Origin of the sequence: Rhodococcus artemisiae (assembly GCF_036327795.1) — a bacterium.
GTDB lineage: Bacteria > Actinomycetota > Actinomycetes > Mycobacteriales > Mycobacteriaceae > Rhodococcus > Rhodococcus artemisiae.
The window spans coordinates 71,739-97,329 of the sequence record NZ_JAUTXY010000005.1 but is presented as its reverse complement, the minus strand read 5'-3'; the positions used below and the strand labels follow the sequence as shown (position 1 = coordinate 97,329).

Genomic DNA, 25,591 nt, shown 5'->3' with positions numbered 1-25,591 from the left:
CCTCGAGTTCGGTTGTGTCAACAGCGGACAGCGAGGTTGAACAACCGAACCTCTCAGGTTCGGGTGATTCACAGCAGACTCGGATCATGATCGAAGAGTGATCACAGACTGCACGACGACCATGGTCTCGAACGGACAACGACCACATGGTGGCGTTGTCCTCCCACCGGTCACGTTGCAGGACAGGAGATGACATGCGTTCGAAGATCGTCGGAGGGCTCGTAGGTTTTGTGGTGATGTCGGCAGCAGTGTTCGGAGGCGGGATCGCATCCGCGACAACTGCACCGAATGTTGTGGGGATGAGCGAAGCGAACGCGAACGCAGCGCTGGACACTGCCGGCGCACCGCATTCGATCATCAGCCGTTCAGGTAGCTCCTCACGGGATGAGTGCACCGTCACCGAGCAGCGCGACCTCGGCTACCACACCCAGGCTGCAGGGGCATGGAACACCAGCACCCATTCCAACTACGGCAGCGATACCGAGGTGTGGGACGGCATCGGAGTTGTCCTGCTGTGCCGCTGATCCCTACTGTTCGTATTCTGCGAACGCCGCGGACAGCCGCGCGCAGTTGAGCGCGCGCGGCTGTCTTCACGTCGTGCGGCTGACCACCACACCTCTCGGTATGGCGTAAGGTCAACCGATTGCGAGTCGCTCGGATTCGTTTCAGTCCACACGCTTTTCGTCTCCCGCGGCGACTGCGCGTGGTGCGAGCCCATTGTCGATGACGAACTTCATCAGTCGTGCGAGGGAATCCTTGACCTCCCGCAGCATTGTCAATCGTGGAGTGTTGGGTCCGCTGAACGCCTCGTGAAGTTCCCACCGGAGCGGGACGGGCGCAGCTTCCCGTCGACCAGTTGATGCAGTTCGTCGGCGAGGGGTTGTTGCCCGGCCGCGGCGAGCTCTTCGACCTCAGCGATGATCTGATCCTGACGAAGCTGGAGGGCGCCCTTGTATCTTGCTGCAACCTCTTGGTTCTTGATGCTGCGAGCCTAGCGCATGGCTACTTTCGAGAGCTCATGAGCCGATCGATTCGCTTGGACGATGCCGGGGAAAACTACGACGATGTTGCGGCAATCGGTGGCGGTGGAACCCCGAAGACCGGAATACCCGAATATTGGGATGGCGTGATCCCCTGGGCAACACCGACAGACGTTACCGCGTTGGATGTTCCGTCGATCGGATCGACGGCGAGAACGATCACTGAGCAAGGGCTCGCCAACAGTTCGGCCAAGCTGTATCCAGCGGGTTCCATCTTGATGACCTCACGCGCGACAATTGGTGCATTCGCCATCGCCGAGAGGGATGTCGCTGTGAACCAGGGATTCATCGTAGTCAACGCGAAGGATCCTCGGAATCAGTGGTGGTTGTTCCACGACATGCGTTCGCGCGTCGACGAGTTCATTTCGCACGCAAACGGCGCTACCTTCCTCGAGATTCCGAGGGGACGGTTCAAGACACTTCAGGTCGCCATTCCGGATCATGATGTTGTCGCGGGCTTCTCGGCCAAGGCTGCAGAGTTGCACAAAGTCGCCGTGAGCGCGGCGACCGAGTCGCACACACTGGTCGCGCTTCGAGACACGCTCCTCCCACGCCTGATGTCCGGCGAACTCCGCGTCCGCGACGCTGAGAAGTCCGTCGAGGCCGCGCTGTATCTGGACCGGCAGCGGATTTGGGTGGATTTGTGCCCGCTCCCCGGGCAGAAATCCACCCAACTTCGAGTCCTACCGCGACAGTCGTGGGTTGGCCAGGCGCATGGGCAGATGGTCGATACCTGCCTCGATGTAGTTTGCGCCCGTGCGTGTGAATCCGAATCGCTCATACCAACTTTCGAGGTGAGCTTGTGCCGATATCTCGACCGCAGTCGAATTTGCAGACAAAGCGGCCTCGATGAGGTCGGCCGCGAGCCCGCGGCCACGAGCCGAGCGCGCCGTGGCAACGCGGCCGATATGGGCAGGGTTGCCGTCGTCGATCAAGCGAAGCGTCGCCACCACCGCGTCGTTCTCTTCGATCCAGTACAACTCCGTGAACGGCTCGAGATCGACTCCGTCCAATTCGGGCTCGTCGACGATGCGCTGCTCGTGGACGAACACCTCGGTGCGCAGCATCAGGATCTTGTACAAGGTGACAGGGTCGATGGCCGCGAGTGGTCCATGCTTGATCGCTGACATGCGGCGATCCTACGGCCTCGTCAGTAATACGAAATGCTGAAGGACGAAGAATCGGACGCCCTGCGGGCGGCTGCGCCCAACCGAACGGAGACCCTGCGGGTCCCTGAGCTTGCCTTCGGCCCCTTCCCCAACGCTGCCCGGTCGCCATACCCCGATAGACCATCTCGGCCAACGCCTCTGGCCCCACGTCGGGAGAACGTGCGGCTTGCGCTGGACCCGGTCGTTCGTGTCGACCCTCGCGATCGGGTGCTCCACCGCCAGAGTGGAGACGAAGGTACTGGCGCCCAGTCGGTTTCACGCACGGGAATAGCACCCCTGCGCGCAGCGTCGATGCGCTGACGTCGGACCTCGGGTGATGAGCGACGAATGCCCGACGTGCCGCGGCTACCGGAACGGCCCGCGTACACGTCGAAGCCAAACACCTCGAGCCCCTCGATCAGGAGATCGAGGGGCTCGGGAAGTCAGGACGTCAGGAAAGGCCTCGGCGGAGCGAGAAGGAAGGGATCGGCGTCGAAGGCCGAACCTCGGGGAGCGCCCCATGGGGGCGTGTGGATAGACTCCACCATACGGTGCATGACAGGTCCTATCTGTCGTGTGCCCAGACCCCGGTTCGGTGTTCCACCACCAGCCGGGGTCGACCTGTTCTCAGGTTGGTGAAGGCATGCTCCCACGTGTGGGGATGGGCGTCAACTCGAACGACTGTTCTACTACGTCGCGGTGCGTCCGTTGTCATGCATGATCGGTGGTTCGTTTACCGATTGCAGCGCTGAGGGCATCAAGCTCGGCCAGCACATCCGTCACTGCCCAGATTCGGTTCCGTTTACTCTCCGATAGAACTTCGAGCACGCCTGCCTCGGTGAGTCGGTCCAGCGCCCGATAGGTGCTGACATCGGTTGTGCCGGTAATATGCTGTGCAGCATCGGCATTGAATACGGGAGTGTCGAGCAGGGCCTCGAGTAGTTTCGCGTCGGCGGAGTTGGTGCGTGGTTTCACCATTGCATGCCACCGGTCGGGAAGCTCGGCAAGTGCTCGGGCTGTGTCTTGCGCGGCCTCGCTGGAATGGGTCGCGGCGACAGCAACGTACTCGACGAATCCGTCTGCGTCACCGTCGCGGTAGCGGGTGAGTTTGTCGAAGTAGCGACGAGTATCGGCGAGCATCACCGAGGCCAGCGGAACCGTGACTCGGCGGGTCAGGCCGCGTCGGCGCAGAATTGCGCTGATCAATGCACGGCCGATTCGACCGTTGCCGTCGGTGAAGGGATGGATGGATTCGAACTGTGCGTGCGCCAGCGCTGCCTGCGCGATGATCGGCAGGTCGATGCGGTTGGCAAACGCCAGGAGGTCTGTCATCAACTCCGGGACCAATTCAGGAGGTGGAGGTACGTGCAGAGCATTGATCGGGGTGTAATCGCTGCCGCCGATCCAGTTCTGGACTTGGCGCACCTCACCGGAGTCGATCGCGGTGTAGTAATCGGGGGCCATCAGCAGTCGGTGTGCTGAGAGGAGGCTTTCCAGGGTGAGCGGTCCCTTCCTGGCGGTGTCGACCATCGCGATCAGTGCCTGCACGGCCGCGAGTTGAGACTTGGCCTCATCGCTGGCTTTCCCGCCGGCAGCTGCCTTCCCGAACGCGCGCCACCCCGCGTCGATGTGCTCGATCTTCGACGAGGCCACTGATTCGCTCCGGAGTAAGAAATCAGACAACGGTGCCAGATGGTCACCGCAACCGGCCTCGAGTCGGGCGACGGCGATGACGGCAGACTCCTGAGCCCGAGCGATAGCACCGGTGGCGTCGTACTCGAGGGAGGCGATCATCGAAGGGATGGACACCTCGATACTTTCGAGAGTCCGGTCGTCGCGCGACCCTTGCCGCTGTTGCGGCTTCCATGATCGTGTCTCGATTCGGTGTGATGGCCAGACCATGGAAGCCCCTCAGGAATCGTAACTACGCGTAGCTATACCGTAGTTTAACTAGGATTACCGTAATTATGCGCAGTTATACCGTAATTTTGGCGTACAAACATAGCTAAGAGCGGTGGTACTGTACGAATAGTAATCTGTCAGCATCGACGCAATGGATGCCAGAACCGTCGCAGGCGGAGCTCGAGGTATGAATCATCCATGACGGAATTGACACGCGGACAGAACACCACCATCGGCACCGGGGAAGTGAACGTAGCGGTGTCGGGAGCTCGGCAAGGCACCGTCGACCTGATGGTGTTCCAACTCGGTGCCGACGGAAAAGTCCGCAGCGACAACGACTTCGTGTTCTTCAACCAGCCCGCCTCGCCCGAAGGTGCCGTCCGGCTTGTCGCCGCCGACCGCGTCGCCATCGACCTCACCGCGATCCCACCCGTGATCGAACGGCTCTCGATCGCAGTGGCCCTCGACGACAGCGTCCCCGGCAGTCTCGCGTCCGTACCCGGACTCGGGGTCGACGTCGTTCACCCCGCCGGCGCTGCAACGGCGAAGGCGCTGGAACTGTCCACCGAACGCGCCGCGGTGCTCGTCGAGGTTTATCGGCGCAACGGCGACTGGAAGATCCGCAACGTCTCCGCAGGCTGGGATGCCGGGCTGTCCGCCCTCGTCACCGAACACGGCGTGCAGGTCGACGATGCCCCGCCGGCACCTGCCCCGGGCGCCGCAGATCAGAACGGCGTCCGCACCGTGGCGGGGGAGGAGAAGCTCTCGCTCGAAAAGCGACAGAAGCTCGACCTGCGCAAACGCGAAGTGGCGAAGGTCCTGCTCGACAAGGGTGCACCCGGGGTGCGTGCCCGCGTCGTGCTCGTCATCGACAAGACCGGCAGCATGAACCGTCAGTACACGAAGAAGCGCATCCACGAGGTCGTCGAACGTATGGTTCCGGTCGCGGTGCAACTCGACGACGACGGAACCCTCGAACCCTACCTGTATGCGCAGTCGTTTGCCCGGCTGCCCGACATCACCGTCCACGAAGTGGAGGCATGGTCGGAAACGTACCTGCATCTCAATGGCGTGCACGGCGGCATCGACTACAAACGCATCGGCGGGATCAACGACGAGCTGCCCATCATGGGCGAGATCATCTCCTCGCTTACTCCGGGCACGACGATGCCAACTCTCGTGCTGTTCTTCACCGACGGCGGCTTCCACCAGAAGAAGCAGATCAGCGACCTGATGAAGGAGGCGTCCGGACTCCCGGCGTTCTGGCAGTTCATCGGGCTCGGCAAAGCCAATTACGGTGTCCTCGAACGCCTCGACACCATGAAGGGCCGCGTCGTCGACAACGCCGGATTCTTCAGCGTCGACGACATCGGCAAGGTCAGCGATGCCGAGCTGTATCGTCGTCTTCTCAGCGAGTTTCCGGACTGGCTGCGCGCGGCTCGTGGGAAAGGGATTGTCCGCTGATCTCAGAAACCGTTCCCAGGGTTTCGTCCGGGACGACGGGTGTTGTACCGGTTTTCGAAAGCCACCCGATGTGAGGATCCGTTGTATCTGTGGGCGTAGGTGAAGGCCCTCACGACTCCTCCGCAGCCGCGGCGCGAGAGATGAGTAGCCGCGGATAAAGAATAGCGCGGCGCCGAGGTGCATGGATCTGCTTCCAGGACGAAAGCGGTGTCTCGCTGCTCCCGGTGGTCCGTGCCACCTGGGCGCCGAAAGGCGTCACTCCTGTTCTGCATCATCGTTTCTCCTGGAAACGCATGTCCATGGCCGCAGTCCTGTCTATCGACTCGACCGCAGCGAGAGCGCGTTCGTGTTCTCCATGACCGACGGCGCCTACGACACCGACAAGCTCATCGAGTTCCTCACCGAGCTGCGCACCCACTTCGCCGGCGAGAAGCTCATCCTGATCTGGGACGGGCTCATGGCCCACGGGTCCAAGGCGATGACCGCGTGGCTGGCCACCCAGCGCCACTGGCTCCACGTCGAACGCGTCCCTGTCTATGCACCCGAGCTTGGGTCCGATCGAACAGGCATGGGGAAACATGAAATCCACTGAACTGGCCAACCTGTGCCCCGATGCCCTCGACGAGGTCCGCGTAGCGACCGAGACCGGGCTGACCCGGATCGGCGCGAACTACGACCTGTGTCACAGCTTCCTCGACCACACGGGACTCTCCTTATGATCCGAACTCACTCAATTACCGAAAGGTCTGTAATTCGTGAACCTCAGTCGGCGGACTATCCCCGAGCGGCCATTGCTTGCTTGGCTGCCTCGACCAGGTGCTCTGCCGCGCGGTTCATCTTCTTCAGCTCCGCCGAGGTCAGGTCCTGGTGCAAGTAGGCAGCCTTGTTTTTCAAGTTCAGCAGTGTGTTCAGATGCCGTTCGGATCCACTGTCCGCACGTTTGAGTAGGGCAACGGCCTCGCTGTGGTTGCCGGTGTTCGAGTGCACACCGAGGCGCGCGCAGCAGAGTACGTCCGAGGCGGCGATACCTGCGTCGACGTACAAGTTCCCGGCGGCGTTGGGCATCTCCTCTCCGAGATGGTCAGCCGCGTCGAAGAACTCGTTCGCTTTGGACATGCGCCCCGCGGTGACCACAGAGTCGCAGTCGCGTTGTCCCGCCATCAGTACCTCCTGGTAGCGGGGCGCAGTTGCGCGTTGAACCAGCTCCGTGTCCCCGCTACGGTCAGGCCGTGCTTCGCCACGTCACGGAGCAGGGGTTCGCCGCCGGCGGCCGCGGCACGGAGCTCGTCTTCGGCGTACTCGACGACGCGGCCGTCGTTGCCGGTCCATGCGGTGACCAGTCGGGCGAGTTCGGTTACCCGTTCCTCCCACGCATCGTCCCCGTCGTCCCCGTCGTGGCCGGCGCGCACCAGGAACAGGTCGATGTCGCTGTCGAGCTTCATGCGCCCGGTCGCTGCTGATCCGAACACTGCGGCGTACCGGAGCGTCTTGCGCCACCCGTCCAGGTGCTTTTCGAGGCGCTCGAGGAAGGTGGAGTTCAGCTGTGAAAGCGCCATAATGGGCTCGGCCGCGAGATGCTCGGTGTTGAGGCGGTAGGTGTTGGTCCTACCTATCTGATCGTGCAGCACCACACCCTGCGAGACGAGGCGGGTGAGGACCTTGCGGATGCCTTCGCCCGACCCCGAGGCGAGGATGCGCTGGACTTGGCTGATCGTGAACGTGACCTCCGCGCTCGCCAAGACAGCAAGCACGTCGCCGTCCAGGGTCGGCGTTACCGTGGCGAACGGCCTGTTCAGCTGCATGGCAGGCACCTCCTCAGTTCCAACTAAAGTTGGACTATAGCAACTATAGTTGGAGTAGAGCGAAGAAATCCGGACACGCGAACAGCAGGGCTTGTCCCCGTTCGGCAAGACTGCGGCAAGCGGACCGGGAATCTGCGCCGACGATCCCGGCGACTATGGCTGGGACGTTTTCGCCGCCGATCGTCATTGCCAGTGCAACAATCGGGTAGTTCAGAGACGGAGCCCTTCCCGCTGTCCAGGGCGAGATTCGAGTCTCGCCGCGCGCTGCTCGACCCCGGAAGCGCTCGCTCGGATGACGCGGAGGCGGGCCCGCAGAATGGCTCGGAGCAGCCGCTGGCGAGTGTGCGCCGCGGCAGTGTCGTCACGGATATCGGGCTCTTCCGGCCTGACAGGGTCTGGCATGACCGATCCGGATTGTGCCGGTGATTGATCGAGCAGCGGGTCGCGTTGTTCCAGACGATGGCGTCAGCCGGCGGGCACGAGTTCCGGGTCGTTTGCGGGGGCGGTGGTGCCGCGTTCACGCACAACCGCAATTGCGGTGAGCAGCACACCGACTGCAGTCCACCCGGCCAGCACGGCCCACGGGAAGGCTTTGCTCGCGTCGGGGAAGTACGAGAGTTCCTTCAGCAGTGTCGCGCCTGCGCCCGGCGGGAACCATTGGCCTATCGCACCCCATGGTGAGAGCAGGAATTCGGCTGGCATGGTGGCGGCCGAGATGGGGTTGGCGACGAGCATGATCAGTACGGCGCCGATCCCGATGCCGGGCGTCCCGATCAGGCTGCGCAGCCCGACGATGGGCGCGGTGATCGCCACCAGTGCCAGCCCGATCGCCGCGGCGTTCGTCCAGTAGCTGCCCTGCAGCGCTCCGAACATGCCTTGCAGGATGCCGCCGAGCAGCAGTCCGCCGAACACCCCGTAGGCCACCAATGCCACGATGCGGTGAGCCGATCGTCGAACCCCGAACGAAATGAGCACGGCCCCGGCGATACCACCGAGAACGAGGGGGAACGCGGCAACGCTCAACTTCGCGCCGCGCGGGTCCGACTCGGAGAACGGCACGACATCGGTTACCACGACTTCAGCGTGCGGGATCGTGAACGGCGTCGACGCGGCGGCCGGATCGGCCGAGCGTTGCGCGATCGCGGCTTCGGTGGCCATCCGCATCTGAGCGTCGATCTGCTGCTGCATCCCGTCCGCGACACCCTGAAGCATCTGTGCAACTTGGGCATTCGCTGCTGTTGCGACGACAACCTCGGGCACTTCGGCAGGATTGTCGCCCAGGACGATCGCGCCGTAGATCTCGCGTCGTTCGATAGCGGCGACCGCTGCGTCGCGGTCGTCCTCTCGAGTGAGGAGCAGCGCGTCGCCCGCTTGGGTCTCGAGCATTTCGGTGGTCTGCGCGACCGAGGCGTCGGGGCCTACGACACCGACGGGCAGGCCCTGCGGTTCGGAGGTGACAGCCGGCCATGCGAAGGCGAGGAGGACGACGCCGACGATGGCGGCTGCCCCGGCGGCGAGGGCTACGGCGCGTGCGATAGGCGGCATGCCGGTCGCCGGTGGGGTGGCAGTCATGGATTCTCTCCTAAAACGAATATTCGTTCTTTATAGTGAGGTCGGTTAGAGTTGCTTGTCAACAACGTGGCTGTGAGCAGGAGGAACGTAGTGCCGAGGGTGAGTGACGCGCATCGTGTCGCACGACGGGCAGAGATCATCGGCGCCGCCCTGCGATGCTTCACCCGCGCGGGCTACCAACGCACGTCGATGGCCGACATCATCACCGAATCGGGACTGTCGGCCGGCGCCATCTACAGCTACTTCGGTGGAAAACAACAGCTGCTCGTCGCGGTCGCCGACCACGTCCTCGGTGATCGACAGACCGCGCTGGCGGCCGGCGGCACTTTTGAAGGCGCGCGGAGCCCGGGGGGCGTCGCTGCGAATATCATGAGGGCACTCGCCGAAAAGTTGCGCGGCATCGCGGGAGACGGCTACGCCAAGGCGATCCTGCAGGTGTGGGCTGAAGCCACCATCGACCCCGAGATCCGCGAACTCGCCCACTCCGTGATCGGCCAACTTCTGGGCGCTGTCACCGACGCGCTCGTGGCGTGCACGGAAGCCGATCCGGATGTTCTCCCTGCCGGCGAGACCGACGCTCGCGCCTGGGCCGTCGGGTACGCGCCGGTGGTCCTCGGGGTAGTCCAGGGCTTCATCGTGCAGCAGTCCCTGTTCGATGACTTCGACGTCGACGCATACATCGCCGCGGCGGCGGATACGTTGTGAAGCGGCCGGGATCGTCCTGGTACTCGGTCATGATGAACACAGGACGCCCTGCAGGCGGCTGCGCCTGACCGTACGGAGACCCTACGGGTCCCTGTGCTTGCCTTCGGCCCCTTCCCCAACGCTGCCCGGTCGCCATACCCCGATAGACCGTCTCGGCCAGCGCATCTGGCCCCACGTCGCTGGTGACGTGCGGCTTGCGCTGAACCCGAACGCTCGTGTCGACCCGCGCGATCAGATGCTCCACCACCAGCTGTGGAGACGAAGGTACTGGTGCCCAGTCGGTTTCGAGCCCCTGTCTTCGATGCAGGTTGCTCGCAGCGTCGATGCGCTGACGTCGGACCTCGGGGGATGAGCGACGTTGGCCGGCGTGCCTTGGTTACCGAAACGGCCCTTGCGTACGCCGATGCTGAGAAACGACTCGAGCCCCTCGACACCGCATCATGCGGGGTCGAGGGGCCGGGAAGTTACGACGTCGGGAGTGGGTCCGGTGGGGTGAAAGAGTGGCGACCGCGGATCGCGTCCGGTCGCTGGTGCACGCCTCTGAAGGGCGTATGGATAGACTCCACCGTACGGTGCATGACAGGTCCGTTCTGTTGTGTACCCAGACCCCGGTGTGGTGTTGGCGCACCTGCCGGGGTCGACCTATTTCAAGGTCAGTTCAGGGATGGTCCCACGAGTCACGGTCGCCGTCAACTCGCACGGGTGTTCTACCAGCCCACGATGTCGGCGGTGTCGTGAGCGGACAGGCCGCGCCGCGCTCGAAGACTCGCGGAGGACTCGTAGCTCACCCGTCGGGATTCGCTCCAGAGCGGCGGATCATGACGACACGCGCTCTGTTGCCTCAGCGGAGGTGATCCGGTAGTCCGTGAGCGGGAAGGCTGCGGCCTCCTTGAATGCGTTCGCGGTCGACGTGGGCCGGAGCAACGCGGCCTCGCCGTGCTGGTTGAAGTAGTAGCTGCGGGAGGTGCTGCAACTGCCCCGGTAGAACACCGAGTCGTCGAGGTTGTCGGTCATCCGGTCGAGGAAACGGGTATTGGCGTCTTCGGTCACCTCGAACACGTCGGCACCCCGGCTGTGCATCGCACCGAAGAGGCGTGACATATGGGCCATCTGCGACTCGATGGTGGTGAAATACGACAGGCCGCTGTACGAGTAGGGGCTGGCCAGGGTGAGGAAGTTCGGGAACTGCGGCACCGCGACACCCTCGTATGCCTGGAATCGGTTGTCGCGCCACCACTTGCCGAGGTTGCGTCCTTCGCGTCCGATGATCTCGATCGCGGGGAAGTTGGCATCCCACAGGCTGAATCCGGTCGCCAGAATCAGGGTGTCGACCTCGGTCTTGCGGCCGTCAGCGGTGACGATGCCGTCGGCCTCGACCCGTACGATCGAGGTCGTTTCCAGGTCGACGTTGTCGCGGGTGAACGTGCGGTAGTAGCTGTTGGAGAACGTCGGTCGCTTGCAGCCGAAGTCGTAGTCGGGCGTGAGCTTGCGGCGCAGCGACCGATCGCGGACCTGGGTGCGGAGAAACAGCCGGGATGCCGCCGCGGCGCCCTTGTTCAGCAACTTGGCCTGCCGATAGTGCAGTACCGCGCTCACCATGATGCCTTCGAGCAGTCCGTCGCTGACCGCGCGGGCGAAGCGCTGCGTGGCGGGCTTCCGTGCGAACAGTCGCTGCACGATATTCGGAATGGGTGCGTCGAGCTTCGGCACCACCCAGATCGGGGTGCGTTGGTAGACGGTGAGCGCGGCGGCCTCGCGTGCCACTTCGGGGATCAGCTGCACGGCAGTGGCGCCGGTACCGATGATCGCGGCTCGTGTTCCGCGCAGATCGATGGTGTCGTCCCAGGCGGTGGTGTGCAGGACTTGTCCCGCGAAGGTGTCGATGCCGTCGATGTCGGGCATTTTCGGCTGAGACAGGAACCCGGTTGCGGTGAGCAGGTATCGGGCGGTGACCGGGTCGGCGCCGTCGATCGACACCGTCCACACGTGCGCGTCGTCGTCCCACTGGGCGCCGGTGACGGCGCTGCCGAACCGCATGTGGCGGCGGAGGTCGTATTTGTCGGCGACGTGCTCGGCGTAGCGTTTGAGCTCGGTGCCCGGCGCGAAGAGACGTGACCAGTACGGATTCGGTTCGAACGAGTACGAGTAGGTGACCGACGCGATGTCCACGGCGAGGCCGGGGTAGCGGTTGACGTGCCATGTTCCGCCGAGATCGTCTTCGCGCTCGAGGATGAGTAGGTTGTCGAACCCGAGGCGGTTCAGGGCGATGGCCGCACCCATGCCGCCGAATCCGGCTCCGACGATCACTGCGTCGAACTGTGTGCTCGAATTCATCACTCCACCCTCGCCAGATTACACGTCACTGCAAGTATCATATAATTTGCGATCGTTGGCTACCCCCGCCGCGGTTCCGAAGGAAGCGTTGCGAACGGCGTAGGCTGCTGCGATCACATTGTGCTGGAGCCGATGTCGCTCATTGGTTTTGCTGATTGATCGGATCGGTGATGGGTCTTTGCGTCGTGTGTCGCGCAATGTTGAACTGCGCAAGTCCTCAGTTACGCGAACTCGGGTCCGTCATCGATGCCGGGTACCTCGATTGGAGCAATGCCGATGCGCATCGGAACGATGATCACCTATAGCGGTGGGTTCACCGAGACCGTCGCCGAGGTCGCCGACCTCGAGCGTGCCGGGCTCGACATCATCTTCATGGCGGAGGCGTACTCGTTCGACGCCGTCAGCCAGCTCGGCTATCTCGCGGCGAAGACTTCGCGGGTGCAGCTCGCATCCGGGATCTTCCAGATCTACACCCGCACCCCGTCGCTGATGGCGATGACCGCTGCCGGGCTCGACTACGTGTCGGACGGCCGGTTCGTCCTCGGGATCGGCGCGTCGGGGCCTCAGGTGATCGAAGGTTTCCACGGCGTTCCGTACGACTCCCCGTTGGGCCGCACCCGCGAACTCGTCGACATCTGCAGGCAGGTGTGGCGGCGCGAACCGGTGCGCCACGACGGGAAGCACTACCAGATTCCGCTTCCACTCGAAAAGGGCACTGGCCTCGGCAAGCCACTGAAGCTCATCAATCATCCGGTACGCGACCGAATCCCGATCGTCATCGCTGCGCTCGGGCCGAAGAATGTCGCCCTGACGGCGGAGATCGCGGAGGGATGGCAGCCGATCTTCTACCATCCCGAACGGGCGAACGACGCGTGGGGCGACGCGCTCGCGAAAGGCAAGGCGGCGCGCGACCCGTCCCTCGGTGAGCTCGAGGTCTACGCCGGACCGGCACTCGCCATCGGGGACGACGTCGATCACCTCCTCGACACCGTCAAACCGCACCTGGCCCTCTACATCGGTGGCATGGGTGCGCGCGGCAAGAACTTCTACAACGATCTGGCGTGCCGATACGGATACGAAGCAGAAGCCAAGACCATCCAGGACCTGTACCTGGACGGCAAGAAAGACGAGGCCGCTGCCGCCGTGCCCGACGAGCTGGTGCGGGCAATCTCGCTGATCGGCCCCGAGGGGTACGTCCGGGAGCGGGTCGCCGCATTCAGGGAGTCGGGTGCGACGACATTGAACGTCAAAGCGCTCGCCCCTGACTCAGCGGGGCGTGTCGCGCAGATCGAGAGGCTCCGCGCCATCGTGGATGCGTAACGGTCGGGTGCCCTGATCCGAACAAAGCTCATGAGACAGACGTGCGCTGTCGTGACCGCGTTTGTTCTAAAAGGAGCATCATGAGGTTCGCCGTGCCTTACCTGCGGGTTCTGGCGGGAATGTTTGCCGGTGTCACGATGTGGCTGGCGATTGTCGAGATCGTCAACGGCAACGTCCCGGAGGCGCTCATTCAGCTGCTGTTCACGGTCGGACTCGGATATCTGGCTGTCGGTAAGCCGCTGCGGGACCGGCGGGCGCGGATCAAGGCGGAGGAGGATGCCCTCGCGGCTCGCGCCGAAGCCGGGCATCGCGCATTCCTCGCCGGCGACCCGTCCGCCGCATTTGCACCTCCGCCGGAGCCGCCGCAGCCTCCGAGGATTCGGCGCGGTGTCGTGATTGCGGCAATGATCGCCGCCGCCTTCGTGCTCATCGGGATCATCGGAGATCTCTCGGATGGACTCGACGCGCCGTCCGACGACAACGCCACTACTACACCGCAGACCTCCACGGAGGTCACGGCAACACCGACCGTGTCTACCGCGACGAGCGCGCCGACCACCGCTGCGACCGTCACGCCCTCGGCCAGCATGGGTACGCAACGCTGACGTGAGGTTCGCAACCCCAGTGGCGAACCACTGGGGTTGCGAACCTCATCTCTGCGTTGCGAGCCTTGATGACCACACTATCGAGTCAGCAGGTCGGCGAGCATCCGGTGCCCCTCGGCTTCGTATGCGTAGTCACCGACCTGAAAAGCCCATACGGCCGTTGCCACCGCGGCGCGGATACGCTGCCGGAACCACGCTTCCGGTTCGCGCGGGTCGCTGCCGTAGCCATCCAGGAACGCGTTCTCGGATCCTGAGACGCTGAGGAACTCGCGCGCGGCGAGTCGTTCGAAGTCTTCTGCGGCGTGTCGCAGGTCTGCCCGCCCGAAGTCGATCACCCTGAGGGTGTTGTCGCTGTCGATGAGCCAGTTGCGGGTGTGCCAGTCTCCGTGAGTGGGGACCAACGTCGTGGTCGGTGTGGCCCAGGATCGAATCATCGCGCGTAGTTGCTCGACGAGATCGGGCTCGACGCGATGCGGTCCGTCGAGCCAACGCAGTGCCTTGTTGTTGACGCGCCGCTCATAGTCTTCGTCTTCGACGCTGTGCTGCGCATGAAACACTGCGAGCAGTCGTCCCGCCTGCTCGTATGTGTCCGGATCCGACATTGAGGGGTGATCCTGGGCGAGTCGTCCGGGGAGGTATTCGGTCACGATCAGCTTGGCCTCGCGATCGGAGTGGAACATCCGTGCGGCGTGGCCACTTGCGACCCATGGGCCCGTCCAGTTCTCGTGTGCGCGAATTTCGCGGGCGATGTGGTGGTCGGATGCGCCGCCTGCTTTGACGACGAGTTGTCCATCGGGTGAGTCGATGTGCAGGACGGTGGTCTCGACAAGATTCCAGCTCATGTCGGCGATGACGTCGAACCTCGGGAACTGCCGCTGCAGCGAGTCCCGCTGGTGCGGGGTGAGGCGATAGAGAGCGTCGGACACGGGTGTACACCATACGGAATCGAGCGTTCTGCGGTCGAACGCGATCACAACGAAAACCGTGTTTGCGGAAGTACTGGCGGATACGAACCGTGAATGCTGATCTATTATTCCCGTCATGACGCGTTTGCGAAGTTATGGGACGGCGACCCTGATCGCCGCGTCGCTCGCCCTGACGGGGGCATGCTCCTCATCGAGCAGCGATACCGACACTGCACCCGCTGCCGCGACGACGGAGGTGTCCGCGCCGGCCACGACGCCCACAGCGGCGCTTCCCGCAGGATCGGTCCGGCTCGGCGGTGCTATCGAGAACCACGTGACTCTGTCCGGTGATCAACTCCGCGCCTACCCTGTGCAGACACAGGTAGTGACGTACGACAGCAGCAAAGGTGCCCAGTCGCACACCTATGACGGAGCTGCGCTCTCGGATATCCTCGCCGCTGCGGTTCTCGCCGGCGACGCCGAGGCGCACAATCCCGACCTGACATTTGCGATCCTCGCGACCGGATCGGATGGCTACCAGGCGACCGTGTCGTTCGGTGAACTCTCGCCGAACTTCGGCGCCACGCCGATCCTCGTTGCCTACACCGAAGACGGCCAACCCCTGGATTCACCACGATTGGTCGTACCAGGGGACGTGAAGGGCGGGCGGTATGTCAGCGACTTGACCGACCTCGAGGTGGTCGATCTCCGGAACAATTGAGCGCCAACGTATCTGCTTGTTTCAACATCGACCACTAGAGGAGAGCTTCAGTGAACAATCTTTACGGCAGGGCCGCCGCGGTATTGGCAGCAGCAACACTGATTCTTACGGGGTGTTCGACCTCGGATTCGACCGATACCTCCACCACCACCGACGCGTCCTCGGAGATCAGCGGCGACATCACTGTCTTCGCCGCGGCATCATTGACAGCGACATTCACCGAACTCGGGGAAATCTTCGAAGCTGCCCACCCCGGCACGAGCGTGTCGTTCAACTTCGCCGGATCCTCGGACCTCGTCGCCCAGTTGACCCAGGGCGCGCCCGGGGATGTCTTCGCTTCCGCCGACACAACCAACATGACCAAGGCCGTGGACGCCGATCTGCTCGCCGGTGAACCGACGAACTTCGCGACCAACACCCTCACGATCGTCACTCCGCCCGGAAATCCGAAGAACATCACTTCGTTCGCCGATCTCGCGAACCCGGACAACCTCGTCGTCATCTGCGCACCGCAGGTGCCGTGCGGCGCCGCGACGGTGAAGGTCGAAGAGGCCGCGGGCGTCGACATCGCCCCGGTCAGTGAAGAATCTGCCGTCACCGACGTGCTGGGCAAAGTCATCTCGGGTCAGGCCGACGCAGGCCTGGTCTATGTCACCGATGCCGCCGGTGCGGGCGACCAGGTCACGACCGTGGCATTCCCCGAGTCGTCGGAAGCCGTCAACACGTACCCGATCGCGGTGCTGAGCGATTCCGCGAACACCGCCGCAGCCGAGGCGTTCGAAGAACTCGTCACCAGTCCCGAAGGCCGGCAGGTCCTCAGCGCTGCGGGTTTCGAGGCACCCTGACGCGGTCACTGCCGAAACGAGGCTCGCGTCCGCTCACGGTTCGGCATAGTGAGCGGACGCGTTGTCGGGGTTGTCGTTCGGGGAATTCATTCGTGAATCGAATGCGCGGAATCGCATCCTGAAGTTCTGAATCAGGGATAGCGTTGCAGCGCTACCATCCTACGAGGAGCGCCGATGCCCGCCGATTTCGCCGGCCGTACCGATTTCGACAGCGCCAATCGCGGTCTTGTCGCCGTGCTCGAGCCCGCGCAGATCCGAGCGGGCGACGGCCGTGTCGTATATGACGCCGCGGGCTTTGCCGCGGCGACCACCGGCGACTGTCCCGACACCGTGAACCCGAGCCTCTGGCGTCAAGCGCAGCTGACTGCGATCCACGGGTTGTTCGAGGTCACGGCGGGCATCTATCAGATCCGCGGCTACGACCTGTCGAACATGACGCTCGTCGAGGGCGACACCGGAGTGGTGGTGATCGACCCGCTGGTGTCCGCCGAGTGCGCCGCGGCAGGTCTCGCGCTGTATCGCGAGCATCGCGGTGATCGCCCGGTCACGACTGTCATCTACACGCACTCCCACATCGACCACTTCGGCGGCGTACTCGGCGTCGTCGACGCCGACACCACGGTGCCGATAGTCGCTCCGGTGACACTGACGAAGCCGCAGTTGCTCGGCCTTCTTGCTGGGGCCGGAACCGACGACATCACGATGGACGGCGATGCGGCGGCCATCAGCAGGATCGTCGAGCTGACCGACGATGCGGATCCGGCCTTCCCAATTGTCACGCCGTAGCCGCACCTGAGATAGGCCCTCCGACACCGGCTGGGGAATATGGCGCCGCAGTTACCTCGACGGCCTGTGATCGGCCGCTTCCCACTCCCGGTCCCATTGCGCCATCCTTCGTCGTAGGCCGATCCGGTGCAAGACGTACAACGCTGCGATGGCGGCTCCCGCCGAGAGGAACCACACCGTGACCGCGAGCGCGACGCCGTCTAGCCCGGCATGAATCCCGGACTGCGGCGCGGTCGTGGGCAGTGCGTCTGCGTCGACCCACACGGTGATCTCCTGACCGGCCACCGCACCGGAGGGAGTCTGGAGCGGGCCGATGTGTTCGACGCCGTCGACGAACCAGCGTGCGGGCGCGTAGTCACTCTCACGTGGAATTCGCGGATCGTCATCGGGAGCGGAGGGACGGGAATCCTCGAGGAGCACCGCGACCACCTGCTGCCGGGTGTCGCGCTCGCTCTGGGCCCGTTCGCTCGAATTGGCGTAATACACGGTGCCGATCGCCGCAGCGATCGGCACCATCAGCAGTACGAATGTCAGGGTCACTGCGACGGCCACGATTTCGAGTCGATGGAATCCGCCCATCAGAGGGTTGCGGCTCCAAGGAGCGCCCCGCCACAGCCGCCGTATGAGGCCTACCCGTGCGCTCGTTGCCATATCGCCCTGCCCTTCATCTCCCGAGGTCCGGTCGACTCCCGGCGGTGAGGTCGGGGCGCAGCCGTTCGCGGCGGTACTGGCGGGCAGTGGCGCTCTCGGCCGGTCGCCGGATACTGCTTGTCCAGGACATTCATGAATTATCGCCCTGTCTCCATACGGTGGTGTGGGGAATCGGCCAGGTCGTCGGAGCGAACCTGCCAGTATGGATTCAGTGTGTACGGGCGCGGCGCGGGTCGACGGCGTCGGCGGTGGGTATCGGCGGTGCCGAGGGGCGGCTGCGATTCCGGCGCAGTGCCTTCTCTGCCTCGATGACGATCGGAATGAGCAGTGACCACGCGAGGCAGGCGAGCCACTGGCCACCTGTGAGCGACGTGGTCATGAGGAGATCCTGGAGAAAGCCGATCTCGACCGCGCACACGGTGACGATGGCCGGAATCGACAGGATCTTCAGCGCGCCGAGGATCGGTGCGGCGAGGCCGGATTCAGGATCGCGCCGCATGACGAGTCCGGCGAGGATGGAACCGAACGACAACACGACGAACGCCGTCGTCATCGGGACACTCGCCTCGCTCGTACTCATGATGCCCGGTGCAAGGAGCATCGCGGCGAGTGTGACTGCGAACTGCAGCACTCCGTATGCCAGCCATTGAGTGAACGCCGTTCGGTTGGCGATCGGAATCTTCGGGTCGCGCGGCGGCTTCTTCATCAGATCTGGGGGCGGTGGATCGAGCATGATGACGGCGACCGGGAACAGCGTGATGAAGAAGTGCTGGAACAGCACCATCAGCGGCGTGAGCGCGACTCCGTCGTTGATGTCGAAAATGCTTGCGGCGAGAAACAGCAGAACCAACGAGAAGAGCTTTGCCATCTGATACCGGATGTACGACACGATCTTCTCGTAGATGTTGCGACCCAGCCGGATCGCGGTGATCAAGGTCCCGAAGTTGTCGTCGGTGAGAACCATCTTGCCGGCTTGTTTGGTGACTTCGCTACCCGAGCCCATGGCGACGCCGATGTCGGCCTTCTTCAGTGCGGCCGCGTCGTTGACGGCATCACCTGTCATCGCCACGATCTCGCCGCTCTTCTGCATGATGTCGGCCAGGCGCAGCTTGTCCTGTGGCGTGACGCGACCGAACACGTGCAAACGTGGAAGTGCCGCAGTGAGTTCCTCGTCGGTCATCGCTTGTAACTCGGAACCACCGATGGCGCCCGGCCCGAGGCCGAGTTCGGCGCCGATCGCGGCTGCAGTGATCGCATGGTCGCCGGTGATCATGCGGACGTCGATGCCGGCGCTGTGCGCGGTACGCACGGCGCTGACCGCTTCCGGGCGGAGCGGGTCGACGATACCGACCATGCCGACGAACGTGAGGTCCTCGACGAACGACATCGGGTCTGCGACGACCGTGGCCTCTTCCTGCGCGTCGATCCGGCGGGCGGCGAACGCCAGAACGCGCAGACCCTTCTCCGACATGACCCGGTTCGCTTCGGTCAGTTCCTTCCGCACCTCGTCGAGGGGTACCACCTGCCTGCCCGGCCGGTAGGCGGCGGCGCATCGGTCGAGGACCACGTCGGGTCCGCCCTTGACGAGTTCGACGAACTGGGTGCTGCCATCGACCTGGAGGTGGTGGAACGTCGCCATGAACTTGTAGGCGGAGTCGAACGGCACCTCGGCGATGCGGGGGTACGTCCGTCGGGTGAGTGGGGCATCGACGCCGGCCTTGGCGGCCAGCACGACCAGGGCAGCCTCGGTCGGGTCTCCGACGATCTCGCCGGTGTCGGAGACGGTGGCGTCGCTGTCGAGGCACAGTCCGTATGCAAGGAGAGTGAGGTCCGGGGCCACCTCGCCCGCGGCGTGGGTGATCTTCCCCGACTTGTTGTATCCCTCGCCGTCGACGGTGTACCAACGGCAGTGGAAGTAGAGCGACCGCACGGTCATCTGATTCATCGTGAGCGTGCCGGTCTTGTCGGAGTTGATCGCGCTGGTGGCACCCAGGGTCTCGACATCGGTCAGGTTCTTCACAACGGCCTTCGCGTCGGCGAGCTGGCGGGCCCCGAACGCCAGCATCGCCTGCACGAACGTCGGCAGGCCCGTCGGGATCGCGGAAACACCCATGGCAATGCCCAGCAGCAGGACCGTGGTCAGGCTCTGTCCGCGTATCACTCCGATGGCCACGATGAGAGCGACCGCCGACCACGCGATGATGCCGAGGATCTTGGTGAGCGAATCCAGTTCCCGCTGGAGCGGGGACTTGCTGGGCGCGACGGCCGAGAGCATCGACGCGATCCGGCCCATCTGGGTGTGCATGCCGGTCTCCGTAACCACCATCGTGGCGGTACCGCGGGTTACGGAGGTGTTCTGGAATACCATGTTGTTGCGGTCGCCGAGGGGAACGTCGCCGGCGCCGAGAGTCCGAGGGTCTTTGGGGACGGGTGCGCTTTCACCCGTCAGCGCGGCCTCCTGGGTCTCGAGTGTTGCTGTTGCGAGCAGCCGGCCGTCAGCGGGGACGATGTCGCCGGCTTCCACTCGCACGATGTCGCCCGGTACGAGGCCGGTGGCGTCGAGCTGAATCAATGTCCCGTCCCGGATCACCCTGGCCTGCGGGGTCTGCATCTCCGCGAGCGCATCCACACTGGCGCGTGCCTTCAATTCTTGTCGTGTGCCGAGTACGACGTTCAGCACGACGAGCACAACGACCACGATCGCCGTCGGAACCTCGCCGATGACGACGCTCACGGCAGCGACCGCGACCAGCATCAGGTTCATGAGATCCCTCAGCTGATTCAGCGCGATTGCCCACGTCGACGGGCGAGGCTCGGAGACGATCCGGTTCGGTCCGTGCCGACGGTAGCGTTCGTCTGCTGCGTCGGCCGTCAGCCCGGACTGCCGGTCGGACTGCATTGCAGAGACGACGGCGTCGGCGTCCTGTGCATGCCATTGCGTCTGCGCCCGCGCGGGTTCGGTGGAGACCATGACGCTCGTCCTTTCCTGCAGGAACCACTCAATAGTGGATAGGGATCCAGTGCAGGGGCTGTCTCGGTTCTTGGTAGCCGTGCGGGCCCTGCCGCTTCGGCAACGTGATCTCGGGGTGCTCCAGCGGTTCGTAGGGAATTTGGCTCAGGAGATGACTGATGATGTTGAGCCGGCCGCGCTTCTTGTCGTCATTGATCGCGACGTACCAGGGAGCCCAGCCGGTGTCGGTGAGGTGCAACATCTCATCCCGTGCCCGCGAGTAGTCGTACCAGCGGTGGTACGACTTCAGGTCGAGGTCCGACAGTTTCCAGATCTTCCGCGGGTCGTCGATACGGCTCTGCAGGCGCAACGTCTGTTGCTCCTGACTCACCTCCAGCCAGTACTTCAGCAGGAGGACACCGGAATCGACCATCGCACGTTCGACCGCAGGGACGAGTTGCAGGAAGTGCTGTGCTTCCTCCTCGGTGCAGAAACCCATGACACGTTCGACACCTGCTCGGTTGTACCAACTGCGGTCGAAGATGACGACCTCCCCGTCCGCCGGAAGGTGCGTCAGATATCGCTGTATGTACATCTGCGATTTCTCACGCTCGGTCGGGGCCGGAAGCGCCACGACACGGAACACCCGCGGACTGACCCGCTCGGTGATCGCCTTGATGACCCCGCCCTTCCCGGCGGTGTCGCGACCCTCGAACACGATGCAGATCTTCGTGCCCGACGTCTTGACCCACTCCTGGAGTGAGACGAGTTCAGCGTGCAGTGATTTGAGGTGCCGCCGGTATTCCTTGTTCTTCATCGGTGGGGCCTCCACCGCGGAAGATCCGGGCAGCTCGCCGGTAGCGGGAAGGCGTGATCCTCCCGCAGAGGCTTTCCCCTCGGATTTCTTGCCCACCTTGTTCTCCTCGTCCGGCCGGCACACGGCCACCGTGAAAGGCGCTCCGCATCAACATCGCTCGTTCACGCCGTCGTGTACGGATCACCGCACGTGAGCATGTGATTCGGACGGAGTGGTGTGCCACGTCGAGACGGCCCAGATCACCACGACGCTGAGGGCGATGATCAGTATCGACCACCAGGGGTAGTAAGGCAGCCACAGGAAGTTGGCCAGAATCACGAGAGCGCCGATCACGATCGCTGCCATTCTCGCCCATCCTGCCCCGGTGAGCAGTGCGAGACCGACCACGATGACCAGCACACCGAGCACGATGTGTATCCAACCCCACGCGCTGAGATCGAACTTGTAGATGTACTCCACGCCGACAACGAACATCTCGTTCTCTGCGACCGCGGCGATTCCCTGGAAGAGTTGGATGACGCCGACAGTCACCATCACGATGGCGGCGGTCATCGAGGTGACTGCCGCAATTCCCTGCTTGGCTGATGAGTCCTCGGACATGGCGGTGCCCCTTCTGACAGCGGTCCGAACGGATTTCCTCCTTATTCTTCGTCTCGAGTCGTCATGTTGGTGGGGAAATCCGCATTTCCGACGTATCCGGCCCGGAATGCTCTTCCCGAAATGGGGAATGCTGACGGAGTCGAGACCGCGAAAACGTTGTTCTCGAGTCCATTTCGATCCTTGACCGGAGTGCGATTGCAGGCGGATCATGGGTCGATGACCGGCGAGGACGAACTACTCCAGGTCGAACAGATCATCGAGAGGTTGCTCGCTCAGTACCGGGCGGTGCAACCTGAGGTGGTGGAGAACACCGTGCGTTCGATCCACAAACGGTTTGCGGACGCCTCGATTCGGGACTTTGTACCCCTGCTGGTGGAAAAGGCGTCCCGCCGGGCCATCATCGAAGGGGCTCAGACGCTGGGCAAGGTATCGGGACCGGTGACCATCCATGTGACGTGACCCAGGGCGCATCCGAAGCCCGCAGGTCGGGTAGTTGATCCGTTACGCTGCCGTGACAGCGACCGTAACGGATAATCGCTTCTCGTGAGTGTCGGCGAATTCGAAGCAACCGTGGAGCGAGACCCGGTTCCTGCGGTGCGTGCGTTGGTGGTGGCGGCGATCACTGCTGCCATCATGGTGTTGTCGAGTCCGGCACTGGGCTCGGCGGATCCTCAGATCCGATATGTCGCCCTCGGCGATTCCCGTGCGGCCGGGCCGTATCTCGACGCGGGGGCCCTACTGGACGGGTGCTCTCGGTCGAACCTGGGATACCCGGCGGTCGTCGCGCAGGTGTTGCGCCCGCAGTCGTTCACGAACGTCTCGTGCACAGGTGCACGCACCGATCACGTCACGTCGGTGCCGCAACCGACTCCGACCGGGCCCGTGCCACCTCAGGTCGAGGCACTCGCGCCGGACACAACGCTGGTCACTCTCAGCATCGGTGGAAACGACATCGGCTGGTCCGGATTGGTTTCCGCGTGCTACACGAGCGCGCCCTCGGTCGATGCCAACTGCCGCACCGATCCGGCGGTGGCGTCGCGAATGGACGCTGCCCTCGGTACCCTCGGCGCGAAGGTGACGGCGACCCTCGGAGCGATCGCCAGGAGAGCACCGAATGCTCGAGTCCTGCTCGTCGGTCACGGCGGTATCTTCGGCGCCCGCGGATGCTGGCCCAACATCCCCACCAGCGACGCCGACGCCGCCTTCGTCAGCGGATTCTTCACCAGGATGAACCGGGTGCTGGCCGGCGCGGCAGCGACCTCCGGGGCGCAGTTCGTGGATGTCACCGTCGGAGCAGAAGGCCACGATGCATGCGCGCTGCCGGGCAACAACTTCTTCGAAGGACGGCACTCGTCGTCGCTTGCGCGGCAGTTGCATCCCACCGAATCCGGGATGCGACACATGGCACGACGCGTGGTGGATGTGCTTCAACGGGCCGGTTGACCCGCCCTTGGGCGAGCACTACGGCGCCCCGAACCCATAGGTGAACTCACCGCTGGTCCAGTTCATCGTCGCGTGGTACTTGTAGCCGCGCATGCGTCCACCACCGAGCTCCTCGGTACCCACGAAACATTCGAAGACGGTGGTGGTTTCGTTCAGGTTGTCGGTGGATCCGCCGTTGACGGGCGAACAGGTCGCCGACAACACCGGCCCGTCATACATACCCTCGCCGACGTGTTCGTTCGCCATCTCCTCGACGCTCGATTCGATGTTCGCCACGCTGAGCATGCGTGATGCCCGCTCCGCCTCGTCTCGCCGCTCTTGGGCGGCCACCTCCTCCGCAATGCGCTCGGCTTCTCGGTCGGCGGCCTCCTCGGCTGCCGCGACCTGTGCGGCGACCTGGGCGTCATGGTTGACCTTCCACGACACGGTCCCGCCCACGACGGCAAGCACGAGGATGACCAGCGCCACGATGATCGGCTTCTTACGGAACTTACGCTTCGGCGCGGAGCTCTGATCGGGGTCGGGTAGGTCCAGCCAGGCCCGTCCGTCCCAGTAGCGCTGTCCGCCGTCGGGGTTCGGGTACCAACCGGCAGGCGCCGGAGAATTCTCGGTCGACATCGAAAGGTCCTTCCAGGAAAAGACAGGTGGGGAGCGCCGGTACGCCCGACCCCTCATCGGGCGCACCGGCAGCGGAGGGCGGAACTACCGCAAGGAAACGGTGGCTCCACCGGAGAACATGGAGTCGTGCAATTCGACCGCGGTGGGAACGGCGTCGACGGGCATGTCGAACACAAGGGGCATCGAGACGGTGTTGCCGGGATTGATTTCGTCCCAGAAGGTCACGTCCGATTCGAGATTCAACGCGGCAGCAGTGTCGGGCTTGAAGGTGCGACCCTGGTCGTCGACCAGCTTCTGGTCGCTGGGACTCAGTCCTTTCGGCGCATCGGAGATGTTGCTGACCGTCATCGTGACGATCACGAACTGGCCCTGGGCGTCTTCTGCAAGGAACGGGTTGTCGCCCAAAGTGGTAATGCCTGTCTCGATCCCGGTGACAACGAACTCGAACTTGCCGTCGCGTACGGGCATGTTCATCGATGCGTCCGAGTCCTCGACTGCAGGAGCCTCCGCCTGTGGAGCTTCAGCGGCGGGAACGTCGGCCAGAGGTGCCGCGACGCCTGAGTCCGCATCGCCCGAGGCCGCCTCATCGTCGTTTCCCGCCACCGACACGATGACGAAGAGTGCGACGAACACGCCGACGACCCACGGCCACTTCCTACGCTTCTTCGGCTGCGCAGGCGCAGGCTGCAGGTTCGGCGCGAATCCTCCGGACTGTTGCCATCCGGTCGGCTGCGCCTGACGCTGCTCGGTGGGCGGCTGGATACGCGGATCAGGCTGGTTGGGCATCGTCATGACGGTCTCGTTTCGTAGGAGGAGAGAGTTGGATCAGCTGCCGAGAGCGAGATGCACTCCGGATGCGGCTTCGGCCTCGTCGTACGAGACGGATCCGCGATGAGAGATCTCCACGTCGTAACGCGACGCGCCACGCGGCAGATCGGGGACAGTGAAGAAGAATGTGCAGAAGTCGCCTTCGAGCACGCTGTACGCGAGTGAACCGGTTGCGAGCAGCATCCCGGATTCGTCGGACACCCGGACAGCGGTGGAGGAGGAGATGTCGTTGTAGCCGCGGTCGCCTTCGCAGGCGAATCCCGGCGTGCTGCTGGAGGCAGCGCCGTCGATGAGCGTGACGGTGCCCGCGATCTCGAACAGAGGTGCGCCCGACATCCGATCGGAGACGAGTGACTCCGTGGCGATGAGCGCCCCGATCATCGTCGCTGCGCACACGCCGACCGAGAAGCCCGGCCAGAAGCGGGTGCCGGCGAGGTGGTCATCGGCGCGGTGGTCGGAATCTGTCGTCTCGGGAGCGAACTGAATGGTCACGGCGATCTCCTGATCAGCAATCGGAACGCTCGAATCGTGCGTC

General features: G+C 63.9%; 26 protein-coding genes and 2 pseudogenes. 14 read left to right on the top strand and 14 right to left on the bottom strand.

What is annotated here, in order from left to right; translation table 11 throughout:
* The first annotated feature begins 194 nt into the window (after positions 1–194).
* Together Q7514_RS12895 and Q7514_RS12890 are read left to right on the top strand one after the other, a co-directional pair.
* Complete coding sequence (locus Q7514_RS12895; RefSeq protein ID WP_330133659.1) at positions 195–524, top strand: hypothetical protein; 330 nt, start codon at positions 195–197, stop codon at positions 522–524.
* 335 nt (positions 525–859) lie between these two features.
* Positions 860–1,468 (top strand): annotated as a pseudogene (locus tag Q7514_RS12890) (restriction endonuclease subunit S); the annotation flags it as partial.
* A 255-nt stretch (positions 1,469–1,723) separates the two neighbouring features.
* On the opposite strand, the gene Q7514_RS12885 reads toward Q7514_RS12890, so the two are convergent.
* Together Q7514_RS12885 and Q7514_RS12880 are read right to left on the bottom strand one after the other, a co-directional pair.
* Entirely contained in the window at positions 1,724–2,170 is a 447-nt protein-coding gene (locus tag Q7514_RS12885) for a GNAT family N-acetyltransferase (protein WP_330133928.1), read from the bottom strand.
* A 729-nt stretch (positions 2,171–2,899) separates the two neighbouring features.
* The gene (locus Q7514_RS12880; RefSeq protein WP_330133658.1) at positions 2,900–4,090 is read right to left on the bottom strand and encodes a Fic family protein; all 1,191 of its coding nucleotides are present in this window, start codon (positions 4,088–4,090) and stop codon (positions 2,900–2,902) included.
* A 198-nt stretch (positions 4,091–4,288) separates the two neighbouring features.
* Between Q7514_RS12880 and Q7514_RS12875 the strand changes: the two genes are divergently transcribed.
* The 3 genes from Q7514_RS12875 to Q7514_RS12865 all read left to right on the top strand — a co-directional run bounded on the left by Q7514_RS12875 (position 4,289) and on the right by Q7514_RS12865 (position 6,273).
* Positions 4,289–5,554, top strand: coding sequence for a vWA domain-containing protein (locus Q7514_RS12875; protein WP_330133657.1), 1,266 nt, complete (start codon positions 4,289–4,291; stop codon positions 5,552–5,554).
* A gap of 181 nt (positions 5,555–5,735) precedes the next feature.
* Positions 5,736–6,146 carry a transposase gene (locus tag Q7514_RS12870; protein ID WP_330133656.1) on the top strand — a complete coding sequence of 137 codons (411 nt, stop codon included), beginning with the start codon at positions 5,736–5,738 and terminating at the stop codon, positions 6,144–6,146.
* Positions 6,133–6,273: a hypothetical protein gene (locus Q7514_RS12865; protein ID WP_330133655.1), complete on the top strand. Its 141-nt coding sequence runs from the start codon at positions 6,133–6,135 to the stop codon at positions 6,271–6,273. Before Q7514_RS12870 ends, Q7514_RS12865 begins: the two co-directional genes overlap by 14 nt.
* Positions 6,274–6,328: 55 nt before the next feature.
* Here Q7514_RS12865 and Q7514_RS12860 read toward each other — a convergent pair whose 3' ends face one another.
* The 3 genes from Q7514_RS12860 to Q7514_RS12850 form a co-directional block, all read right to left on the bottom strand.
* Positions 6,329–6,715: a hypothetical protein gene (locus Q7514_RS12860; protein ID WP_330133654.1), complete on the bottom strand. Its 387-nt coding sequence runs from the start codon at positions 6,713–6,715 to the stop codon at positions 6,329–6,331.
* On the bottom strand, positions 6,715–7,356 hold the full coding sequence (locus Q7514_RS12855; protein WP_330133653.1) for a nucleotidyltransferase domain-containing protein: 642 nt from the start codon (positions 7,354–7,356) through the stop codon (positions 6,715–6,717). Before Q7514_RS12855 ends, Q7514_RS12860 begins: the two co-directional genes overlap by 1 nt.
* A gap of 465 nt (positions 7,357–7,821) precedes the next feature.
* A complete protein-coding gene (locus Q7514_RS12850; protein ID WP_330133652.1) occupies positions 7,822–8,928 on the bottom strand; it encodes an ABC transporter permease in 1,107 nt (368 codons plus the stop codon).
* A 90-nt stretch (positions 8,929–9,018) separates the two neighbouring features.
* Between Q7514_RS12850 and Q7514_RS12845 the strand changes: the two genes are divergently transcribed.
* Positions 9,019–9,633 (top strand): TetR/AcrR family transcriptional regulator, encoded by a 615-nt coding sequence (locus Q7514_RS12845; RefSeq protein WP_330133651.1) that lies wholly within the window; start codon positions 9,019–9,021, stop codon positions 9,631–9,633.
* An 816-nt stretch (positions 9,634–10,449) separates the two neighbouring features.
* Here the strand turns inward: Q7514_RS12845 and Q7514_RS12840 are convergent.
* Positions 10,450–11,967: a flavin-containing monooxygenase gene (locus Q7514_RS12840; protein WP_330133650.1), complete on the bottom strand. Its 1,518-nt coding sequence runs from the start codon at positions 11,965–11,967 to the stop codon at positions 10,450–10,452.
* Between the two features lie 276 nt (positions 11,968–12,243).
* On the opposite strand from Q7514_RS12840, the gene Q7514_RS12835 reads away from it, so the two are divergent.
* The gene (locus Q7514_RS12835) at positions 12,244–13,287 is read left to right on the top strand and encodes an LLM class F420-dependent oxidoreductase (protein ID WP_330133649.1); all 1,044 of its coding nucleotides are present in this window, start codon (positions 12,244–12,246) and stop codon (positions 13,285–13,287) included.
* An 80-nt stretch (positions 13,288–13,367) separates the two neighbouring features.
* Positions 13,368–13,892: a hypothetical protein gene (locus Q7514_RS12830; RefSeq protein WP_330133648.1), complete on the top strand. Its 525-nt coding sequence runs from the start codon at positions 13,368–13,370 to the stop codon at positions 13,890–13,892.
* Between the two features lie 77 nt (positions 13,893–13,969).
* Here Q7514_RS12830 and Q7514_RS12825 read toward each other — a convergent pair whose 3' ends face one another.
* Entirely contained in the window at positions 13,970–14,818 is an 849-nt protein-coding gene (locus Q7514_RS12825) for an aminoglycoside phosphotransferase family protein (protein ID WP_330133647.1), read from the bottom strand.
* Between the two features lie 115 nt (positions 14,819–14,933).
* Between Q7514_RS12825 and Q7514_RS12820 the strand changes: the two genes are divergently transcribed.
* The 4 genes and pseudogenes from Q7514_RS12820 to Q7514_RS12805 all read left to right on the top strand — a co-directional run bounded on the left by Q7514_RS12820 (position 14,934) and on the right by Q7514_RS12805 (position 17,149).
* A complete protein-coding gene (locus tag Q7514_RS12820; RefSeq protein ID WP_330133646.1) occupies positions 14,934–15,518 on the top strand; it encodes a molybdopterin-binding oxidoreductase in 585 nt (194 codons plus the stop codon).
* A gap of 50 nt (positions 15,519–15,568) precedes the next feature.
* On the top strand, positions 15,569–16,363 hold the full coding sequence (gene modA, locus Q7514_RS12815; RefSeq protein WP_330133645.1) for a molybdate ABC transporter substrate-binding protein: 795 nt from the start codon (positions 15,569–15,571) through the stop codon (positions 16,361–16,363).
* Positions 16,364–16,537: 174 nt separating this feature from the next.
* Positions 16,538–17,002 (top strand): annotated as a pseudogene (locus Q7514_RS12810) (MBL fold metallo-hydrolase); the annotation flags it as partial.
* On the top strand, positions 16,985–17,149 hold the full coding sequence (locus Q7514_RS12805) for an alkyl sulfatase C-terminal domain-containing protein (RefSeq protein ID WP_330133927.1): 165 nt from the start codon (positions 16,985–16,987) through the stop codon (positions 17,147–17,149). The pseudogene Q7514_RS12810 and the gene Q7514_RS12805, both read left to right, overlap by 18 nt.
* A gap of 51 nt (positions 17,150–17,200) precedes the next feature.
* On the opposite strand, the gene Q7514_RS12800 is transcribed toward Q7514_RS12805, so the two are convergent.
* The 4 genes from Q7514_RS12800 to Q7514_RS12785 form a co-directional block, all read right to left on the bottom strand.
* Positions 17,201–17,800 carry an Rv1733c family protein gene (locus tag Q7514_RS12800; protein WP_456239144.1) on the bottom strand — a complete coding sequence of 200 codons (600 nt, stop codon included), beginning with the start codon at positions 17,798–17,800 and terminating at the stop codon, positions 17,201–17,203.
* A 208-nt stretch (positions 17,801–18,008) separates the two neighbouring features.
* Positions 18,009–20,771: a cation-translocating P-type ATPase gene (locus Q7514_RS12795; RefSeq protein ID WP_330133643.1), complete on the bottom strand. Its 2,763-nt coding sequence runs from the start codon at positions 20,769–20,771 to the stop codon at positions 18,009–18,011.
* 28 nt (positions 20,772–20,799) lie between these two features.
* Positions 20,800–21,663 (bottom strand): polyphosphate kinase 2, encoded by an 864-nt coding sequence (gene ppk2 / locus Q7514_RS12790; RefSeq protein ID WP_408016080.1) that lies wholly within the window; start codon positions 21,661–21,663, stop codon positions 20,800–20,802.
* Positions 21,664–21,747: 84 nt separating this feature from the next.
* Complete coding sequence (locus Q7514_RS12785; RefSeq protein ID WP_330133642.1) at positions 21,748–22,167, bottom strand: DUF7144 family membrane protein; 420 nt, start codon at positions 22,165–22,167, stop codon at positions 21,748–21,750.
* A gap of 216 nt (positions 22,168–22,383) precedes the next feature.
* On the opposite strand from Q7514_RS12785, the gene Q7514_RS12780 reads away from it, so the two are divergent.
* Together Q7514_RS12780 and Q7514_RS12775 are read left to right on the top strand one after the other, a co-directional pair.
* Positions 22,384–22,626 carry a three-helix bundle dimerization domain-containing protein gene (locus Q7514_RS12780; RefSeq protein ID WP_330133641.1) on the top strand — a complete coding sequence of 81 codons (243 nt, stop codon included), beginning with the start codon at positions 22,384–22,386 and terminating at the stop codon, positions 22,624–22,626.
* A gap of 174 nt (positions 22,627–22,800) precedes the next feature.
* Positions 22,801–23,610: an SGNH/GDSL hydrolase family protein gene (locus tag Q7514_RS12775; RefSeq protein ID WP_330133925.1), complete on the top strand. Its 810-nt coding sequence runs from the start codon at positions 22,801–22,803 to the stop codon at positions 23,608–23,610.
* A gap of 18 nt (positions 23,611–23,628) precedes the next feature.
* On the opposite strand, the gene Q7514_RS12770 is transcribed toward Q7514_RS12775, so the two are convergent.
* The 3 genes from Q7514_RS12770 to Q7514_RS12760 all read right to left on the bottom strand — a co-directional run bounded on the left by Q7514_RS12770 (position 23,629) and on the right by Q7514_RS12760 (position 25,548).
* The gene (locus tag Q7514_RS12770) at positions 23,629–24,228 is read right to left on the bottom strand and encodes a DUF2510 domain-containing protein (protein WP_330133640.1); all 600 of its coding nucleotides are present in this window, start codon (positions 24,226–24,228) and stop codon (positions 23,629–23,631) included.
* 84 nt (positions 24,229–24,312) lie between these two features.
* Positions 24,313–25,020 (bottom strand): DUF4352 domain-containing protein, encoded by a 708-nt coding sequence (locus Q7514_RS12765; RefSeq protein ID WP_330133639.1) that lies wholly within the window; start codon positions 25,018–25,020, stop codon positions 24,313–24,315.
* Between the two features lie 33 nt (positions 25,021–25,053).
* Positions 25,054–25,548 (bottom strand): hypothetical protein, encoded by a 495-nt coding sequence (locus tag Q7514_RS12760; RefSeq protein WP_330133638.1) that lies wholly within the window; start codon positions 25,546–25,548, stop codon positions 25,054–25,056.
* Positions 25,549–25,591: the final 43 nt, after the last annotated feature.

What these genes read in the sequence shown, in the direction of transcription:
- Q7514_RS12895 (WP_330133659.1), top strand. Translation starts at nt 195, where the DNA reads ATGCGTTCGAAGATCGTCGGAGGGCTCGTAGGTTTTGTGGTGATGTCG.
- Q7514_RS12885 (WP_330133928.1), bottom strand. Translation starts at nt 2,170, where the DNA reads ATGTCAGCGATCAAGCATGGACCACTCGCGGCCATCGACCCTGTCACC.
- Q7514_RS12880 (WP_330133658.1), bottom strand. Translation starts at nt 4,090, where the DNA reads ATGGTCTGGCCATCACACCGAATCGAGACACGATCATGGAAGCCGCAA.
- Q7514_RS12875 (WP_330133657.1), top strand. Translation starts at nt 4,289, where the DNA reads ATGACGGAATTGACACGCGGACAGAACACCACCATCGGCACCGGGGAA.
- Q7514_RS12870 (WP_330133656.1), top strand. Translation starts at nt 5,736, where the DNA reads ATGGATCTGCTTCCAGGACGAAAGCGGTGTCTCGCTGCTCCCGGTGGT.
- Q7514_RS12865 (WP_330133655.1), top strand. Translation starts at nt 6,133, where the DNA reads ATGAAATCCACTGAACTGGCCAACCTGTGCCCCGATGCCCTCGACGAG.
- Q7514_RS12860 (WP_330133654.1), bottom strand. Translation starts at nt 6,715, where the DNA reads ATGGCGGGACAACGCGACTGCGACTCTGTGGTCACCGCGGGGCGCATG.
- Q7514_RS12855 (WP_330133653.1), bottom strand. Translation starts at nt 7,356, where the DNA reads ATGCAGCTGAACAGGCCGTTCGCCACGGTAACGCCGACCCTGGACGGC.
- Q7514_RS12850 (WP_330133652.1), bottom strand. Translation starts at nt 8,928, where the DNA reads ATGACTGCCACCCCACCGGCGACCGGCATGCCGCCTATCGCACGCGCC.
- Q7514_RS12840 (WP_330133650.1), bottom strand. Translation starts at nt 11,967, where the DNA reads ATGAATTCGAGCACACAGTTCGACGCAGTGATCGTCGGAGCCGGATTC.
- Q7514_RS12835 (WP_330133649.1), top strand. Translation starts at nt 12,244, where the DNA reads ATGCGCATCGGAACGATGATCACCTATAGCGGTGGGTTCACCGAGACC.
- Q7514_RS12830 (WP_330133648.1), top strand. Translation starts at nt 13,368, where the DNA reads ATGAGGTTCGCCGTGCCTTACCTGCGGGTTCTGGCGGGAATGTTTGCC.
- Q7514_RS12820 (WP_330133646.1), top strand. Translation starts at nt 14,934, where the DNA reads ATGACGCGTTTGCGAAGTTATGGGACGGCGACCCTGATCGCCGCGTCG.
- Q7514_RS12800 (WP_456239144.1), bottom strand. Translation starts at nt 17,800, where the DNA reads ATGGCAACGAGCGCACGGGTAGGCCTCATACGGCGGCTGTGGCGGGGC.
- Q7514_RS12795 (WP_330133643.1), bottom strand. Translation starts at nt 20,771, where the DNA reads ATGGTCTCCACCGAACCCGCGCGGGCGCAGACGCAATGGCATGCACAG.
- Q7514_RS12785 (WP_330133642.1), bottom strand. Translation starts at nt 22,167, where the DNA reads ATGTCCGAGGACTCATCAGCCAAGCAGGGAATTGCGGCAGTCACCTCG.
- Q7514_RS12780 (WP_330133641.1), top strand. Translation starts at nt 22,384, where the DNA reads ATGACCGGCGAGGACGAACTACTCCAGGTCGAACAGATCATCGAGAGG.
- Q7514_RS12775 (WP_330133925.1), top strand. Translation starts at nt 22,801, where the DNA reads ATGGTGTTGTCGAGTCCGGCACTGGGCTCGGCGGATCCTCAGATCCGA.
- Q7514_RS12770 (WP_330133640.1), bottom strand. Translation starts at nt 24,228, where the DNA reads ATGTCGACCGAGAATTCTCCGGCGCCTGCCGGTTGGTACCCGAACCCC.
- Q7514_RS12765 (WP_330133639.1), bottom strand. Translation starts at nt 25,020, where the DNA reads ATGACGATGCCCAACCAGCCTGATCCGCGTATCCAGCCGCCCACCGAG.